A 16868-nucleotide genomic window follows, 5' to 3' on the forward strand; every position below is an offset into this window, starting at 1 on the left:
AGTTCACCGCACAACATATCAAACCCGCGCGACTCACTTGCCGTTAAATATGTACAGTTAAACTGTACATATTCAGCGGAGACTCATCATGTCAGAACAGAACAAAGCCGTGGTACGCCGTTTCAATCAGCAGGTGATTGCCGAAGGCGATCGTCAGGCTTTCGATCAGCTCGTCGCGCAGAATTTTATTAACCGCTCCGCGCCGCCCGGCGCGCCCAGCGATGGTGAAAGCTTATGGCACACGTTCGATCAGATCCTGCGCCCCGCGTTCTCTGATTTGCAGGTACACATTGAGGATCAGATCGCCGAACGCGATTGGGTTACCACGCGCAAAAGCATCCGCGGCGTGCACAGCGGATCGTTGATGGGCATTGCGCCCACCGGTTTAGCGGTGACGATCGCAGTAATCGATATGGTGCGCATCGAAGCGGGAAAATACGCTGAACATTGGGGCATGAACACGCTGGCGGCGGTGATCGATCAGCTGCGCAGCGCCAGCGCGGCGGATTAAAGCAGCTTACGCAGCGCCGCCAGACCCGCTTGCAGATCGTCACGATCCTGCTGGTTAAGCGTTGCGTCGATGCGAGCGGCAATCCAGGCAACACGCTGTTCGCGCGCCGCGGCCAGCGCAGCGCGGGCCCGATCGCTGAGCACAATCACTTGCGCCCGCGCGTCCTGCGCGCTTTTCTGCCGCAGCACCAAACCCTGCGCCTCCAGTTCATTAATCACTAATCGCATGCTTTGATGCTTCACGCCGCGCAGCCGTGCGAGGTCGGCGATGGAGAGCGCGTCATGGCTGTCGAGCAGATCTAAGGTTTCATATTGCGAAGTGCGCACGGTCGCGGTGCTTACCCGCACATTGCGTACGAAGTGGCTGACAAGCTGGCGGAGCGCTTCCGCCAGCTGTTGAGTTTCAGTTTCAGTGGTCAAAGAGGGCATTCCTGCGCGCTATCAATGCCCCCATTATAGAAAACCTATCGCCAGGCTTTAAACAACAAACTGGCATTAACGCCGCCAAAGCCAAATCCGTTAGACAATGCATAGGTCATTGCGGTCGGTTGTGGCTGCAATGCCACCAGATTTAGCCCGGCAGCGGCTTCATCCGGATACTGCAGATTCAGCGTTGGCGGTGCAATTTGATCGCGCAACGCCAGAATCGAGAAGATCGCTTCCACCCCGCCCGCAGCACCCAGCAGATGTCCGGTGGCGGATTTGGTGGAAGTGATCGCCACATTGCTGCCGGCAAACAGCGAACCGATCGCGGCCAGTTCGCCTTTGTCGCCCACCGGCGTCGAGGTGGCATGCGCATTAATGTGCTGCACCTCAGCAGGCGAAATGCCGGCCTGCGCCAGCGCGGTTTCCATCGCGCGTCGTGCCCCTTCGCCATTTTCCGGACCGGCGGTGAGATGGTAAGCATCGGCGCTGGTGCCGTAGCCCACTAACTCCGCCAGCGGCGTCGCGCCGCGCGCCTGAGCATGCTCCAGCGATTCAATCACCAACAAACCCGCGCCTTCGCCCATCACAAAGCCGTCACGGTCACGATCAAACGGACGCGAAGCCTGCTCAGGACGATCGTTAAAGCCGCCCGACATCGCTTTCGCCGCCGCAAATCCGGCCAGGCTGACGCGATGGATCGCCGCTTCGGTGCCGCCGCACAGCGCAATATCCGCTTCGCCACTGCGAATCAAGCGGGCGGCATCACCAATCGCCTGCGCACCCGCCGCGCAGGCGGTCACCGGCGCGCCAATTGGCCCGCGAAAACCGTGCGCAATGGAAACATGTCCGGCGGCGAGATTGGCCAGGAACGAGGGAATAGTAAACGGCGACAGACGACGCGGCCCACGTTCAGCTGTGGTTTCCACCGCGTTGGCGATTTCGTTAAAGCCGCCAATGCCGGTGGCGATGACCGTGGCGGTACGTTGCTGCGGCCCCACATCCTGCGGAAACCAGTTGGCCTGCGTCAGCGCTTCATGGGCCGCCACCAACGCAAATTCGATAAAGCGATCCATCTTTTTGCGATCTTTGGCGGCAATGATGCCGTCGGGATTAAAGCCGTGCTGCGGATCCTGCCCTAACGTTGGCACCTGTCCGGCGATCTTGCAGGCAATGTCCTGCACCATTTCCGGCGGTAAGGCGCTAATACCCGACTTTCCCGCCAGCAGCGACTGCCATGCCGCTTCCGTTCCACAGCCCAGCGGCGACACTAATCCCATGCCAGTAATAACAATTTTTGTGCTCATTGATCGCTCCTTCCAAAGGTGTGCGTATCCGGGTTGCCCTGCTTACAGCGACGGCGGCGCAAACTTTTGCGTGTGATCTCCGGCGTGCTTTTTCTGCAGGTAGTCGTGGCGATAGTGAATCATCGGCGACGCCGCCGGGCCCGGTACCATCTGATATTTTTCCAACGCGAGTGGCTGGCCATTGTCGCTATCAACCAGTTGCACTTGTACCGGCCGCTGCGTGGCGATTTCCACCAGCTGCATCTGGCGACCTTCCGGCGAGAAGTGTGTGCTGCCCCACTCCGCCAGCGCCAGAATCACGCTGCGGAAATCGCGCCCGGCGGGCGTCAGGTGGTATTCAAAGCGTGCCGGGCTGGTGCTGTAACACACCTTCTCAAGCAGCCCATCCTCCACCAACTCTTTTAGCCGACGTGAAAGAATATTGGGCGCCACGCCGCTGCTTTTCTGGAATTCATCGAAGCGGGTAAAACCGGCCAGCGCATCGCGCATGATCAACATGCTCCAGCTATCACCTATGCGGCCAAGGCTGCGCGCGATGGGACAAGGCATGTTGCAGAGAGGTTGGTTTTTCAAGGTTGGATATCCGACATTGTTCTGGTGGCGGATACTGTTGCAGAATGACTTTCATTTTGCAAGTAACTTGCAAAATGAAAGTCATGATGGCGATAAAAAAGGTGCGCATGAATGCGCACCCTACAACGAATCGGTACGGATTTGTAGGGTCGCCATTCATGGCGACCGGGGCTTACGTCCGCACCCGCAACGCCGCCTCAATCTTGTCGGCGATCTTGGTGACGACATACGCAATCACCATGTAGAACACCACGGCAACCAGGAAGGCTTCGAGATAGTAGAAATTGAGCGCTGCAGTCAACTGTGCCTGAGCAAAAATATCCACCACTTCAATGGCAAACGCCAGCGACAGCGCTTTCATGATCACCATAAAGGCGTTCGCCAAATCGGGGATCGCCGCCACGATGATCTGCGGGAACATCACCCGACGGAACAGCTGGCCGCCGCTGTAGCCAAGCGACAACGCCGCGTCCGATTGTCCGCTATCAAACGAGTTAAGCGCGCCCTTCCACACTTCCGCCTGAAACGCCGCTACGCAGGCGCTCAAGGCGACAATGATAATCACCCAGTTTGGCAGCGAGTGCGCATTCACTTTCACGCCCATGAGCGTGGCGACAAAGTCCAGCGCCGGCGGCAAACCGTAATAGGCGAGGAAAATCACCACCACCATCGGCACGCCCTTGAAGGCAATCTTGTAAGCGATCACCAATTGGCGCAGCACCGGTATGCGACGGTGTTCCACAAAAGCAAACAGCCCGCCGAGCAGCGTTGAGCAGATAAACACCGTCACCGCCATCAGCAACGTTACCGGCACGGCATCGAGAATGCTCCAGAAGTCCGGTAGCAAAACCTCAAGATCAAACATGGTTTCTCTCCCTTATCAGACGCTGGTGAATTTGACGCGTGCAGCGGTTTTCGAGCTGTATTTCGCGTGACGTTGTTCGAAGTAACGGATAATCAACCAGGCCACGCCGCACAGCAGCGAATAGAGCACCGCCAGCACCAGATAGGTACCGAACTGATACTGGTTGTAGTCGCGTTCCATGATCAGATGCGCGGTCGCCATCACATCCGCCGCACCGATGTACATCACCAGCGCCACGTTATGAATCAGATAGATAATCGCATTGCCGTAGCCAGGCAGCGCATAATGCACCGCTTGCGGCCCGACTATGCGCAGCATTTTCTGGCGGAAGCTGTAGCCCATGCTATCGGCGGCATCGTGCTGGCCGCTCTCCACGGCGAGAAACGCCGGGCGCATCACTTCCGACAAATAACCGCCGTGATAAAGGCTCAGGCCAATCATCGCCGCAATATTAGCAGTGACAAAATCGCTGAAGCCAAACTGCTCGGCCACCAGCGGCAAGCCATAAAAAGCGACAAACAGCTGCAGCACCACCGGCACGCTGCGCGCATACGAGACGTACAGATCGACAAACTGGCTGATGACCGGAATGCGGCGCACGCGGAATACGGTGGCGATCAGCGCCAGAAAGAACCCGACGATCATCGCGACAAACATTATGCCAAGCGTCAACGGCAGCGCCGAGAGCAGCTCGGGAATCATCGAAGATAGATTCACGGTGAAACACTCCTGCTTAAAAAGAGCCGGTGAATGCGTCGTAGGGGCGGCCTTCGGCCCGCCCTTGTCAACGCATCATCGAGCACAGTGAATCTATTACTTCATGTACTTCGTGACGTCTTCGCCAAACCACTTCTGCGCCAACTTATCCAGCGTGCCGTCGGCTTTCAGTTCTTTCAGCGTTTTGGTGATGTCATCATTCAACGCCTGGTTCTCGGCAGAACGGTGAATCAGCACGTAAGTATTGTTGACGGCCACCGGCTCGCTGGCTTTGATCGCCAGTTTTTGGTTGTCGATCACCGTTTGCTCACCGAGGTTAGAAGGCAGGATCAGCGCATCATATTTACCACGCTGTACTTCTTTCAGACGATCTGGATACGGCACGCCCGCGCTCGATGCTTTGATATCGACTTTGTCGTTCGGGTTGTCTTGCTGCCACTGCGTGACGAATTTGTACACGCCACCGCCGGCGGTGACCGGCACGATATTTTTACCGACCAGATCTTTCATGCCATTGATATTGCTATCGCTGCGGCTGTAAATCTTCATCAGGCTGGCGCCAATAGGTGCATCGGGAATCAGGAACTGTTTGCTACGGGTCGCCGCTTTGTAATAGCCGCCGCTCGCCATGTCATATTTACCGGTCGCCAGACCGGTTTCCTGGGCGATATCCGCCGCACCTTCCATCACGAATTTGTACTGCGGCAGTTTGGCATTGATGGCTTTCAGCACGTCCGGCTCGTAGCCCTGCGGCTCGTGGCCAATCGCACCCCACGACAGCGGTTTAGACTCCGCTGCAGTCGCGATTTTGATGGTGCGCACCGCGTCCGCGAAGCTGTTGCCGCTGATGAGCGCCAGTGCGATGATGCCAGGCGCGGCCAGGCGACGAAATGTGGTTTTGATTGCAGGCATGTCGTTGATTCCTTTAATTATTAGAATACGCGTTCTGAATTGAGGAACTGTGCAAGGCGTGGCAGGGTTGGATTATCAAATATCTCACTCGGGCTGCCCTGCGCGGCCACCACACCCTGATCCATAAAGACAATGCGGTTGGAGATACTTTTGGCGAACTGCATCTCGTGCGTCACCAGCAGCGAGGTAATGCCGGAAGACGCCACATCTTTAATCACTTTTAGTACCTCGCCCACCAGCTCGGGATCGAGCGATGAGGTCGGCTCATCAAACAGCATGACGTCCGGACGCACCGCCAGCGCGCGGGCAATGCCGGTACGCTGCAGCTGACCACCCGAAAGCTGGGATGGATAGTGATCGAGCTTGGCACCCAATCCCACACGATCCAGCTCCTGCACGGCGATGTCGCGCGCTTGCTGCTTAGTTTTACGTTGAATGACGATCAGCGGATCCATCACGTTTTCCAGCACCGTCATGTTTTTGAACACGTTGAACTGCTGGAACACCATCGCGGTACGCAGGCGGATCGCCTGGATCGCCGCTTTATCCGGTGCCTGATAATCCATGCTAATTTGATCGAGCTGTATAGTGCCCGACGCCGGTTTCGCCAGATAGTTGATGCAGCGCAGCAGCGTGGTTTTACCGGTACCGCTTGGCCCGATGATCGACACCACATCGCCGCGTTTTACTGACAAATCGACGCCTTTTAGGATCGGTGTGCTGCCGTAAGCGAGCTTAATATTGTTGAGTTCTAACATGCAGCAGCCCTTATTTATTCAGATCAGCATGGCCAAGCACATGCATCAGACGGTTAGCCCAGCCAAAAATGGCGATGGCGTGGATCAGATCGATAATCTCCTGATCGTTCATGCCGACCGCGCGCAGTGCCGCCATATCCTCGGCGCTGGCTTCTGCTGGCGTGACTGACAGGCGGCGAGCAAAACGGTAGATCGCCGCGTCACGCTCGCCCAGCTCATCAGCGCGATCGAAGTAGATCGCACTCACCACCGCATCACTTTCTGCCAATTGCGCATGGCGGCGCGCGTGAACCACTGCGCAATATCTGCAGCCGTTGACGATTGAAGCCCCTAACGCACCGAGCTCCCGATCCGCGCGATCCAATCCGCCCTCTACATACATAATGGCGTTGAACAGCACGGTGCGCGCCACGTAGCTGTCGGGATCGTGTGCCAGCGTGCGCACATATTCCGAGATCTTCTTATTAGATGGCGTCACTTTCATCGCATCGAGCTGCGCAGGTGTGGCATCTGCCACCTCAACCGGCGTGATGTAAGGGTGCCAATACAGAGGCTTAAGATTAACCGACGGAATCATGCAGACCTCAACAAACGTAATCCGGCCGCGACGCGCGTCTGGAAGTTAACAAAAGCGATCAGTTCAGAGAGCGCCACAATTTGCGGATTGCTCAATCCTGCCTGCTCCAGCAGGCGAATATGCTGCTCGGTGGCGTTCATCGGCTGCTGGGTAACGAGGTCGGCGTGGCGCGCGAGGGTTGCCAGCGGTTCAGCCAGCTCGCTTGCGCCAGCTGCCAGCGCCAGCAGTTGATCTGATGGCTGCAAGGTTGCCAGCTGCGCCTGATAATCGGCTTGCAACTCGGCATCGTTATTGAGCATCGCCATGCGCTGCGCCAGCGCAAAACGCACGTCCGGCGCTAAGCCCTGATCGTCATTAGGTGCCAGCACCGATAGACGGCACTGTTCCGCGCCATCAACAAATTCCGGGCGCAGGCGGCGCGTTCCATACAGCGCATCTTCAGCGTTTAAGCCCACTGCGCGATCAATTGCGTCACTCACTGCGCGTTCTCCTGGTTGAGTAAGGGCGTGGAATCCACCCATTCGTCGCCCTGCAATTCAGGGGTGTCAAAAGCCTGTAAGTTGGCGTAATGCTGCTCAATGTCTTCGGCAAACAGCGAAGCGGTAATACCGCGCACCAGACGGTCGGCACCGGCGCTTACTGCTGGAATGTCACCTGAGACTTTGCCGTGCGTTAGCATCGCGGCATCGTTGAAGCAGTGAATATGCGCAAGCAGCGGACATGCGCCAGGCGTTAATTCACGGAATTCGAATGCGGGGCCAAGATCCGGCGCTTCCAGCAGATTGGCGCGCGGCGCGCCCATCTCTGGCTGATAGCGTCCGTCACGCCAGCTACGGATATGCGGCGCGAGAGCGGCAAACTCTGGGCGACCGTGGAAATCGTTGCTAAAACCGGTGGCGGCAATCAGAAAGTCATAGCGCATCGGGCCTTGGGTGGTTTCAATCAGTAAGCCATCGCCTGTTTGTTTTACCGCGATAATGCCGCAGTCGAGGAAGAAGCGCGCATTGGCATGACGCGACACGCGCAGTGTCGAGGAGCGCGGAGGCGGGGTTTGCGTGGCGGCGGTGTAATCGACAAACTTCCATTTCCACGCGTCCGGCACCTGATGCATGCCGTGTACCACGCCCTGACTGCCAATGCCGGTCATTTTATTAATGCGCGGCATCTGTTTGCGACGAATCAGCAGATCTACCGCGCCCGCGCCGTTTTCCAGCGCGGTGGCGGCGTTATCCATCGAGGATGCGCCCGCGCCAATTACCGCAATGCGCTTGCCCTGCAGGGCAGAAAAATCAATGTCGTCGGCGGAGTGCGCCCAGAACTGGCGATCAATACCCTGCAGGAAGTCCGGCACAGCAAAGCCGCCGAGACCAGAACGTCCAGTGGCCAGCACCAAACGACGGGTGTAAATGCGGCCGGTTTCGGCACCGCTGAGATCGAGGGCAATCAGATCGCCTGTAAAGGCAATATGCGTGACGCGCACGTTATTGCGCACCGGCAGATTCAACACCTTGCGATACCAAATCAGGTAATCCATCCATTGCGCTTTGGGAATTTTATCCAGCGCCTGCCAGGCGTCTTTGCCCCACTGCGCGGTGAACCACGCGCGGAACGTCAGCTGCGCCATACCGAGCGCTGGACCGTGCAATGACTTCGGCGAACGCAGCGTTTCCATGCGCGCAAATGTCACCCACGGACCTTCCAACCCGGCAGGTGCGGCATCATACGCCACCACATTAGTGATGCCGGTGAACTGTAATTTGGCCACCGCCGCCAGCCCGCACATGCCCGCACCGATCACCACCACGTCACGCGCGGGTGCGCCATCCTGCGTGCGCTCTGGCACCCAGGATTTCGCGGGCAGTTCAAGATATTCCAAATCCTGCTGAAGCTGGTCTTCCAGCGCGGCAAGGCCATCGGCGGCATGAGTCATACACATTTTCCCTGAAAGAAGCGGCAGCCTGAATGCGGGCGAAAACCACTAAAGCGCGGTGGTCAATTTGCATTTTCATTATCCCTATAACACATAGTTAAAGGGCAATAATTACCAAACCGCATAGTAAGAGCTAAGGTTTCGCATAATCCTCTTGCCCTAATTCGGAGTCAAGAATCACGCTCAGCTTTTGACCAATGGATTTCTTATATCTTATGCCAGAAATGTTATAAGCGAGGCTGACGCGGCTGGCGGTCGCCATAAATGGCGCCCCTACATCGTTGGTTTGTAGGGTCGTCATTCATGGCGACCTTGTTGATATCCGCACTGGTCTTCAATCCTGATTAATCAGGCGCATAATGCGTGGATGCTCGCTGGCGGATAGGCGTTCAAAACCGGGCAGCAAATCGGCGGCAGCGCGGGCGATTGCCTCGACCAATGACTGTGCGGCAGCGGAGATTTGGCGCCCCTGCGGCGTGATGACACCAAAGTAGTAAGGAATATCCTCCTCAAGCTGGCGGATCGCTACACCGGCCAGCGGCATGCCCCAGGCGGTAACGGGTTCGAGAATGGCCACGCCGAGTCCGGCGCGTACGCAGCCAAGCATATTAGCGGATGAGTTGGTTTCGATGGTTTCATGCAGCGGCGTTTTGACCTTTTTCAGCGCTTTTTCATAGCGCCCGCGCAGGCGCTGCGGGCTCCAGGGCGCAATCAAACGGCGTCCGGCCAGGCTGCTCAACGACAGCTGCGTGTGCGCGGCCAACTCATCATTTTCCGGCAGCGCCACTACGCACTGCGACTGTCCAATCCAGTGCAGCTCCACCGCGTGATGTTCCAGCGGCAAACTACATAAACCGAGATCGGCTTCGGCAGTTATCACCGCATGTGCGGTATTCACGGCGGATTCACTGATGATCTGCACTTTGTTCTGCAAGTTAAGCGCGGCCAGTGCCTGTGGCAATAACCCCGCCGCCAGCGCGGGCGTGGCGGCAATGCTCAGTGGACGATGCTGCTGATGGGCAATCTCCTGCGCACGCAGGCGGATCTGTTGCAATGAGAGCAGCGCCTTCTGCACGTACTGATGCAACTGCAGCGCCTCTTCCGAGGGATGAATACGCGGTCCGTTGCGGATAAACAGCGGATAACCCAGCGATTGTTCCAGTTCCTGAATCAAACGCGACACCGCCGGCTGCGAGCGATTAAGCGCCTTCGCCGCCGCCGTAACGCTACCGGCGGAGATCACCGCCGAGAAGGCTTCCAGCTGCCGCAAATCCAGGTCGTTTAAAATGGTCATCGCGCGTTTATCCCCTAACTCATTGATCATTCCCGACATTGGCGCGGGAAAGTTTTCATCATAGAGAGAGTCGTGGCAATTAGCCACTGGATGGAAACAGCGCTACAGCTTCGCCGTCAGCTGACCCTCATGCTCATGCAGTAAGCGCAGCATCTCGCGCAGAAACGCATCTTCGTTGCCCTTCTGCCAGGCAATGCTCAGCGGCAAACCTTTAATCTGTTCCGGTAAATCCAGCGCAATATAGCGCACGCTGTCGCTATTCATCGTGCGGTACGACGCAGGCACCACGGCCAATCCCAAACCGGCCGACACTAAACTCAGAATGGTTTGTTTCTCTTCGGCGAACTGCGCGATGTGCGGCGTAAATCCCGCCAGTTTGAACAAATTCATCGTCAGATCGTGGCTGTGCGGGCGCGTGCGGCGATCGGGAATAATCATCGCTTCATGCTGAAAATCAGCCACCGCCACCCGTTCGCGCTGCGCCAGCGCATGCTGAATTGGCACAGCCAGCACGCAGCTTTCACGGGTAATAAAACGCACCGCTAAAGACGCATCGATACTTTGCGGTTCGCGGATAAAAATCATATCCAGCCAGCCCGATTTTAATTTCGGGATTAAATTAATGGTTTTGTCTTCAATAATATGAATATCACTGTGCGGATGCAGCGGCACAAATAAGTTGAGTAAAGCCGGAACTAATCCGCACGCGGCGCTATCGATGGCGCCAATGCGTAATGTACGACGTTCATCTTTTAATCCCACTTTAAATCGCTGCGCCAGCGCATCAAATTGATCGATTAACTTGCTGGCCTCGTCAAAAAATATTGCACCTTCGGCGGTTAATGAAACATTGCGCGTCGAGCGATTTAACAAGCGCACGCCAAGGTCTTCTTCCAGTAAACGGATGAAGCGAGAAAGTGACGCAGGCATCATTTCCATTCTTTGGGCAGCGCGCCCGAAATGGAGTTCTTTGCCTACGGCGACAAAACAACGCAATTGATTTATATCCACATTTCCCTCGCCCGTTGATTATGCAAATACTTTATATAATCCACGCCTGATGATCCGCTAAAGCAAAACTGCATACTGAACGCGAAGACAAAAAAATAATACTACCCCTACACAATCTGGAGCACTTTAATATGAACTCTCACCTCGAAAAAAGGGTGATGCGTAAAGTGACGTTACGCATTGTGCCCTTCATCATGCTGCTCTACTTCATCGCCTTTCTCGATCGCGTCAATATTGGTTTTGCTGCATTAACCATGAATCAGGATTTAGGTTTCTCACCCACGGTATTTGGTTTTGGTGCCGGAATTTTCTTCCTTGGTTATTTCCTGTTTGAAGTGCCGTCGAATTTAATTCTGCATAAAGTCGGCGCACGTATCTGGATCGCCCGCGTGATGATCACCTGGGGATTAGTCTCCGGCTGCATGGCCTTCGTGCAGGGCACCACCAGCTTCTATGTGCTGCGCTTCCTGCTCGGCGTAGCGGAAGCCGGTTTCTTCCCCGGCATCATTCTCTATCTCAGCTACTGGTTCCCGGCGGCGAAACGCGCACAGGTCACCGCCATCTTTATGGCTGCCGCACCGCTTTCAACAGCACTGGGTTCGCCGATCTCTGCTGCGCTGCTGGAGATGCATGGCCTACTGGGCTACGCCGGTTGGCAATGGATGTTTGTGCTGGAAGCCATCCCGGCGCTGCTGTTCGGTATCGTGGTGCTGTTCTACCTCACCGACCGTCCGGCAAAAGCGAAGTGGCTGAACGATGAGGAGCGCGCCTGGCTGGAAAACACCATGCGGGCGGAGGAACAGGCGCGCGCCGCCAATCAGAGCCACAGCAGCGCATGGCGCGGACTGGCTGATAAACGCGTGTTAGCGCTGGCACTGGTCTATTTCGGCACCTCAGCGGGCTTGTACACGCTGGGCATCTGGTCGCCGCAGATCATCCGCAGCTTTGGCGCATCCTCAATGGAGATCGGTTTCCTCAACGCCTTCCCGGCGGTAATCGGCGTGATCGGCATGATCCTGTGGGCGCGCCATTCGGATCGCACCAAAGAGCGCAGCTGGCACGTGATTAGTGCCTGTTTACTGGCGGCAGCCGGACTGATTTATGCCGGCAACGTCAGCACGCTGTTTACGGTGATTATCGCCCTGACGCTGGTGACCGTTGGTATCAGCGCCTCCAAACCGCCGCTGTGGAGCATGCCGACGCTGTTCCTCAGCGGTCCAGCGGCGGCGGCGGGTATCGCCACCATCAACTCGATTGGCAACCTCGGCGGTTTTGTCGGCCCGATGATGATTGGCGTGATTCGCCAGCAAACCGGCAGCTACAGCTGGGGCCTCTATTTCGTGGCGGGACTGCTGGCGATCTCCGCCATCGTGGTTCTGCTGCTCTCTGCCAGCGGCAATAAGCCGCAAACGGCGGAGCTTCCTCATCCTCATACTCATTAATCTGGAGAAACAACATGCGTAACTATTCGATTGCCGCTATTCCCGCAGATGGTATTGGCCCGGAAGTGATCTCTGCCGGTGTGGAAGTCTTGCACGCGCTGACGCGGCAGGATCCGCAGCTGAAGTTCGATGTAGAGACCTTTGACTGGGGTTCGGATTACTACAAACAACACGGCGTGATGATGCCGGAAGATGGCCTGCAAACGCTGAAGAAGTTCGATGCGATTTATTTCGGTGCGGTGGGTGCGCCAGACGTGCCGGATCACATCACGCTGTGGGGTTTGCGTCTGCCGATCTGTCAGGGCTTTGACCAGTACGCCAACGTGCGCCCCACAAAAATCCTGCCGGGTGTGACGTCACCGCTACGCAATCGTGGTCCTGGCGATCTTGATTGGGTCATCGTGCGGGAAAACTCTGAGGGCGAATACTCCGGGAACGGTGGGCGAGCACACCGCGGTTTGCCGGAAGAGGTGGGCACTGAAGTAGCGATTTTCACCCGCGTCGGCGTGACGCGCATCATGCGTTATGCCTTTAAACTGGCGCAGTCGCGCCCGCGTAAACTGCTCACCGTGGTGACCAAATCCAACGCCCAGCGTCACGGCATGGTGATGTGGGATGAGATTGCCGCCGAAGTAGCGCTAGAGTTCCCGGACGTGCAGTGGGACAAAATGCTGGTTGATGCCATGACGCACCGCATGACGCTGCATCCACAAAGCCTCGACACCATCGTGGCCACTAACCTGCACGCCGATATTCTGTCGGATCTGGCTGGCGCGTTGGCGGGCAGTCTCGGCGTGGCGCCGACCGCCAATATCGATCCCGAGCGTCGCTACCCGTCGATGTTCGAACCGATTCACGGCTCAGCGTTTGATATCACCGGCAAAGGCATTGCTAACCCGATCGCCACCTTCTGGACCGCGGTGCAGATGCTGGAGCATCTCGGCGAGCGCGACGCGGCGGCGCTGATTATGCAAGGCATCGAGTTTGTCTGCGCCAAAGGCATTTTGACCCCGGATGTCGGCGGCACGGCCAACACCGCCGAGGTGACGCGTGCGGTAGTGCAGTTTATTACGTCCAAAGCCAGCGTGGCAGAAGCCATCTGATTTGCCCTGTGCGGGGCCAATCATCGCACCTTTCGTAGCGGCGCGATTTATCGCGCAATGAATGCGCCGCTACGACTCGTGCATGCTGTGATTTTGATTTGCACCCTAAGCGCTTTTCATTAACAGTCTCTGCATACCCTTGTTTTCGCAGGACCTCGCATGATTGACTCAGGCAGAGAAGCCAGACCGAACTCCCATCACACCCTGCTGTTAGCGTTATTGGTCGCCGTGACCTTTTTTATGGAAAACCTCGATGCCACGGTGATCACCACCGCAATTCCACAAATGGCGCGGGATTTCGCCTCAAGCCCGGTGGCGCTGAATATCGGTGTTAGCGCTTACTTACTTGCGGTGGCAGTTTTTATCCCGATTAGCGGCTGGCTGGCGGAGCGCTTCGGCGCACGCACGGTGTTTGCCAGCGCCATTCTGATTTTTACCCTCGCTTCCATCCTGTGTGGCCTGAGCGACACGCTGGCGATGTTCACGCTCAGCCGTATTCTGCAAGGCATTGGCGGTGCGATGATGGTGCCAGTGGGTCGCATGGTGGTGCTGCGCGTCACCGAGAAAAAGGACATGGTGAAAACCATCGCCTTCATTACCTGGCCGGGGCTGATTGCGCCGGTGCTCGGTCCGCCGCTGGGTGGCCTGATTGTTACTTATGGCCACTGGCCGTGGATTTTCTGGCTCAATATTCCGCTCGGCATCCTCGCAATCATCGCCACCGCTTATCTGGTGCCGCAGTTCAAAACAGAGCAACCGCGCCGGTTTGATGTGCAGGGCTTTGTGCTCACCGCCACCGCCTGCACCTCACTGATTATTGCGCTGGAAGCGCTGGGACAGATGCATCTCACGCTCGGCATTCCACTGTTACTGCTTGGCGTGCTGTGTAGCTGGCTGGCGTATCGTCATAGCTTCCGCCATCCGCAGCCGCTGCTGCCGTTTAGCGCGATGAAAATTGCCACGTTCCGCAATGCGGTGATGGGTGGATCGTTCTTCCGCGCCTCAATCAATGCGGTGCCGTTTTTACTGCCATTGCTGTTCCAGCTGGGTTTTGGCTGGAGTGCGGCGCAGGCCGGCGCGATGGTGCTGTGGGTGTTTGCCGGTAATCTGGCGATGAAACCGGCCACCACCTGGCTGATGAAGCGCTGGGGTTTTCGTCGGGTGCTGCTGGTTAACGGCGTCATCAGTCTGGCGGCGATGTTGGGCTGCCTGCTGCTCAATCCGTCACTCGGCTATTTCGCGATTGCGGCGATTTTGTTTATTGGCGGGCTGTCACGTTCGCTGCAGTTCAGTTGCTACAACAGCCTGGGCTTCGCCGATGTACCGCAGGCCAAAATGAGCGATGCCTCGGTGGTGTTCAGTATTTTCTTCCAGTTCAGCATGAGTGCAGGTATTGCATTGGCCGCGTTGTTCCTGCGTGGCGCCATGCTGTGGCACGAGCATACGACGATTGCACAAAGCGACATCCATATCGCCTTCGCTGGCGTCGCCGTGTTGGTGCTGCTGTCGCTGTTTGATGTGGTGCGACTGGAGAAAAATGCCGGTGCGCAGGTGCTGGTGAAATAAATACTGCACTATAAGCAAATATCTCATTATTAGCCCTCAGGGCTTAAGGGCTAATAATAATTTTGCACATTAAAATCGACGAAAAAACAAAAAACCACTTTAATGCTGATTGATTTCATCACTTTGTACCAAGCTGGAAATATAAGCGAAGCGGACAACAACCTCTCAATATTTTATTCATCGAGCTTTATTTATTAAAAATAAAAAAACAACGGAATTAAACCACAAAAAATAACTGAGCAATATCAACACAGATAAGATAACTCTTAATTACAGTGCCTTGTGCGTTAGGCTTTTACGACTAGCCTTAAGTAGCAAGTCAAATATGAGTTATCCCACTTATCTGAGGTATTTATTATGACAACACCACGTGGAGGTTCAGGCAATTTTGCCATGGACCCAGAAAGAGCCCGTGAAGCGGGAAAAAAAGGCGGCCAACTGAGCGGCGGTAATTTCCGTAATAATCCCGAACGGGCAATTGAAGCCGGACGAAAAGGCGGAAAAAAAAGCCGGCGCGTAGTGGATAAATCACCAGAGTGACGTTATTGCGGCGGCTACAACATCAGGTCGCTCGTCGCAATAACATTCTTCAATGTCAGGAAAAATATATTATGAGCAATGACAACAAAGAGCACTTTCTCGATTGGGTAAGGGATGCGCATGCGATGGAAAAACAGGCCGAAAAGATGCTGGAAAAGATGGCAGCGCGCCTTGAACACTATCCCGATCTTAAATTGCGAATCGAGCAACATATTGTGGAAACACGTGAACATCAGGTGCTGGTGCAAAGCGTGATTGATCGCTATTCCGAGTCACACTCGGTATTGAAAGATATCGCCGGCAAAATCTCCGCCTTCGGCCAATCAATCGGCGGCGTGATGGTGGAAGATGAAGTGGTAAAAGGCGCCATCAGTGGCAACGTGTTTGAACACCTGGAGATCGCCAGTTACACCTCGCTGATTGCAGCGGCACAGCATCTTAACGACCACGTCAGTGCAGACGTGTTTAGCCGCATCCGCGATCAGGAAATTGCGATGGCCGATTGGACCTTAGCGCATTTACCCGCGGTGACGGAGCAATATTTGATACGTTCCTCAACGCCGGGCGTCGAGGCCAAAAAATAGATCCTCCCGCGAGATTCTTCCATTTTTCGCAACAATGACTTCGCTAATTCGGCTATTCTGCCGCTAAATTGTCTGTGCGAACCTTTGGTCAGGCTCGGGCCCCTCCCGAGCATCACCTAAGGAACCGCCAACATGAAACTCTATCACTTTCCCCTTTCTGGCCATGCTCACCGCGCTCGCCTGTTCCTGTCATTGCTGGATGTACCGCATGAGGTCATTGATGTCGATCTCAAAAATGGCGAAAACAAAACCCCGGCATTCCTCGCCATGAATCCGTTCGGCCAGGTGCCGGTGCTGGAAGACGACGGCGAATTTATTGCTGACTCCAACGCTATTCTGGTCTATCTGGCGAAGAAAACCGGTCGCAGCGAATGGCTACCGGAAGATGCGCTGGGCGCGGCGGCGGTGCAACGCTGGCTGACCGTTGCAGCCGGTGATATCGCTTTTGGTCCGGCGGCGGCACGTTTGATTACCGTATTTGGTCGCCCTTTCCACCCGGAGGAGGTGATAGCCCGCGCGCATCTGGTGCTGTCGCGTATTGAGAAGCACCTCGAAGGCCGCGCATGGCTGGTTGGCGATCGTCCCACCATCGCGGACATTGCACAGTACAGCTATATCGTTGGCGCGCCAGAAGGCAACGTTGACCTTTCCGGCTATCCGGCAGTGAACGCGCTACTGCGTCGCATTGAAGCGCTGCCGGGCTTTGTGCCCTTCCCACAAACTGCGGCTGGCCTGCGCAGTCAGCGTTGAGGAGAG

At 56.1% G+C, this 16868-nt stretch carries 19 protein-coding genes; 7 read left to right on the forward strand and 12 right to left on the reverse strand.

Annotated features, from left to right (window positions below):
• The first annotated feature begins 88 nt into the window (after window positions 1-88).
• Complete coding sequence (locus tag AC6I8K_RS15580) at window positions 89-511, forward strand: ester cyclase (protein WP_064738577.1); 423 nt, start codon at window positions 89-91, stop codon at window positions 509-511.
• On the opposite strand, the gene AC6I8K_RS15585 is transcribed toward AC6I8K_RS15580, so the two are convergent.
• From AC6I8K_RS15585 to AC6I8K_RS15640, 12 genes are all read right to left on the reverse strand, one after another.
• Complete coding sequence (locus tag AC6I8K_RS15585) at window positions 508-939, reverse strand: MarR family winged helix-turn-helix transcriptional regulator (RefSeq protein WP_483816135.1); 432 nt, start codon at window positions 937-939, stop codon at window positions 508-510. The two genes, AC6I8K_RS15580 and AC6I8K_RS15585, sit on opposite strands and share 4 nt — an antisense overlap.
• A gap of 35 nt (window positions 940-974) precedes the next feature.
• Window positions 975-2240, reverse strand: a complete 1266-nt coding sequence (fabF, locus tag AC6I8K_RS15590) for a beta-ketoacyl-ACP synthase II (protein ID WP_497827027.1) — start codon at window positions 2238-2240, stop codon at window positions 975-977.
• A 42-nt stretch (window positions 2241-2282) separates the two neighbouring features.
• Complete coding sequence (locus AC6I8K_RS15595) at window positions 2283-2813, reverse strand: winged helix-turn-helix transcriptional regulator (protein ID WP_497827028.1); 531 nt, start codon at window positions 2811-2813, stop codon at window positions 2283-2285.
• 172 nt (window positions 2814-2985) lie between these two features.
• Window positions 2986-3678 (reverse strand): amino acid ABC transporter permease, encoded by a 693-nt coding sequence (locus AC6I8K_RS15600; RefSeq protein WP_497827029.1) that lies wholly within the window; start codon window positions 3676-3678, stop codon window positions 2986-2988.
• Between the two features lie 15 nt (window positions 3679-3693).
• Entirely contained in the window at window positions 3694-4380 is a 687-nt protein-coding gene (locus tag AC6I8K_RS15605) for an amino acid ABC transporter permease (RefSeq protein WP_196762321.1), read from the reverse strand.
• A gap of 111 nt (window positions 4381-4491) precedes the next feature.
• Window positions 4492-5307, reverse strand: coding sequence for a transporter substrate-binding domain-containing protein (locus AC6I8K_RS15610; RefSeq protein WP_483816139.1), 816 nt, complete (start codon window positions 5305-5307; stop codon window positions 4492-4494).
• A 20-nt stretch (window positions 5308-5327) separates the two neighbouring features.
• A complete protein-coding gene (locus AC6I8K_RS15615) occupies window positions 5328-6065 on the reverse strand; it encodes an amino acid ABC transporter ATP-binding protein (protein ID WP_497827030.1) in 738 nt (245 codons plus the stop codon).
• A gap of 10 nt (window positions 6066-6075) precedes the next feature.
• Window positions 6076-6642, reverse strand: coding sequence for a peroxidase-related enzyme (locus AC6I8K_RS15620; RefSeq protein ID WP_497827031.1), 567 nt, complete (start codon window positions 6640-6642; stop codon window positions 6076-6078).
• Window positions 6639-7121, reverse strand: coding sequence for a CMD domain-containing protein (locus tag AC6I8K_RS15625; RefSeq protein ID WP_497827032.1), 483 nt, complete (start codon window positions 7119-7121; stop codon window positions 6639-6641). Before AC6I8K_RS15625 ends, AC6I8K_RS15620 begins: the two co-directional genes overlap by 4 nt.
• Entirely contained in the window at window positions 7118-8572 is a 1455-nt protein-coding gene (locus AC6I8K_RS15630; protein WP_497827033.1) for an NAD(P)-binding domain-containing protein, read from the reverse strand. Before AC6I8K_RS15630 ends, AC6I8K_RS15625 begins: the two co-directional genes overlap by 4 nt.
• A gap of 334 nt (window positions 8573-8906) precedes the next feature.
• Window positions 8907-9866 carry a LysR family transcriptional regulator gene (locus AC6I8K_RS15635; RefSeq protein ID WP_196762317.1) on the reverse strand — a complete coding sequence of 320 codons (960 nt, stop codon included), beginning with the start codon at window positions 9864-9866 and terminating at the stop codon, window positions 8907-8909.
• A gap of 102 nt (window positions 9867-9968) precedes the next feature.
• Window positions 9969-10877, reverse strand: coding sequence for a LysR family transcriptional regulator (locus AC6I8K_RS15640; protein ID WP_497827034.1), 909 nt, complete (start codon window positions 10875-10877; stop codon window positions 9969-9971).
• A gap of 131 nt (window positions 10878-11008) precedes the next feature.
• Here AC6I8K_RS15640 and AC6I8K_RS15645 point away from each other — a divergent pair, with 131 nt between their 5' ends.
• From AC6I8K_RS15645 to AC6I8K_RS15670, 6 genes are all read left to right on the forward strand, one after another.
• Window positions 11009-12319, forward strand: coding sequence for an MFS transporter (locus tag AC6I8K_RS15645; protein WP_483816144.1), 1311 nt, complete (start codon window positions 11009-11011; stop codon window positions 12317-12319).
• 14 nt (window positions 12320-12333) lie between these two features.
• A complete protein-coding gene (locus tag AC6I8K_RS15650) occupies window positions 12334-13422 on the forward strand; it encodes a tartrate dehydrogenase (RefSeq protein WP_064738563.1) in 1089 nt (362 codons plus the stop codon).
• A 159-nt stretch (window positions 13423-13581) separates the two neighbouring features.
• Window positions 13582-14988: an MFS transporter gene (locus AC6I8K_RS15655; RefSeq protein ID WP_497827035.1), complete on the forward strand. Its 1407-nt coding sequence runs from the start codon at window positions 13582-13584 to the stop codon at window positions 14986-14988.
• A 357-nt stretch (window positions 14989-15345) separates the two neighbouring features.
• Window positions 15346-15528, forward strand: a complete 183-nt coding sequence (locus AC6I8K_RS15660) for a con-10 family general stress protein (protein ID WP_007893075.1) — start codon at window positions 15346-15348, stop codon at window positions 15526-15528.
• A 71-nt stretch (window positions 15529-15599) separates the two neighbouring features.
• Window positions 15600-16112, forward strand: coding sequence for a ferritin-like domain-containing protein (locus AC6I8K_RS15665; protein WP_497827036.1), 513 nt, complete (start codon window positions 15600-15602; stop codon window positions 16110-16112).
• Between the two features lie 132 nt (window positions 16113-16244).
• The gene (locus AC6I8K_RS15670) at window positions 16245-16862 is read left to right on the forward strand and encodes a glutathione S-transferase family protein (RefSeq protein ID WP_497827037.1); all 618 of its coding nucleotides are present in this window, start codon (window positions 16245-16247) and stop codon (window positions 16860-16862) included.
• Window positions 16863-16868: the final 6 nt, after the last annotated feature.

Source organism: Pantoea sp. X-Soil-ISGK-421 (assembly GCF_059730785.1).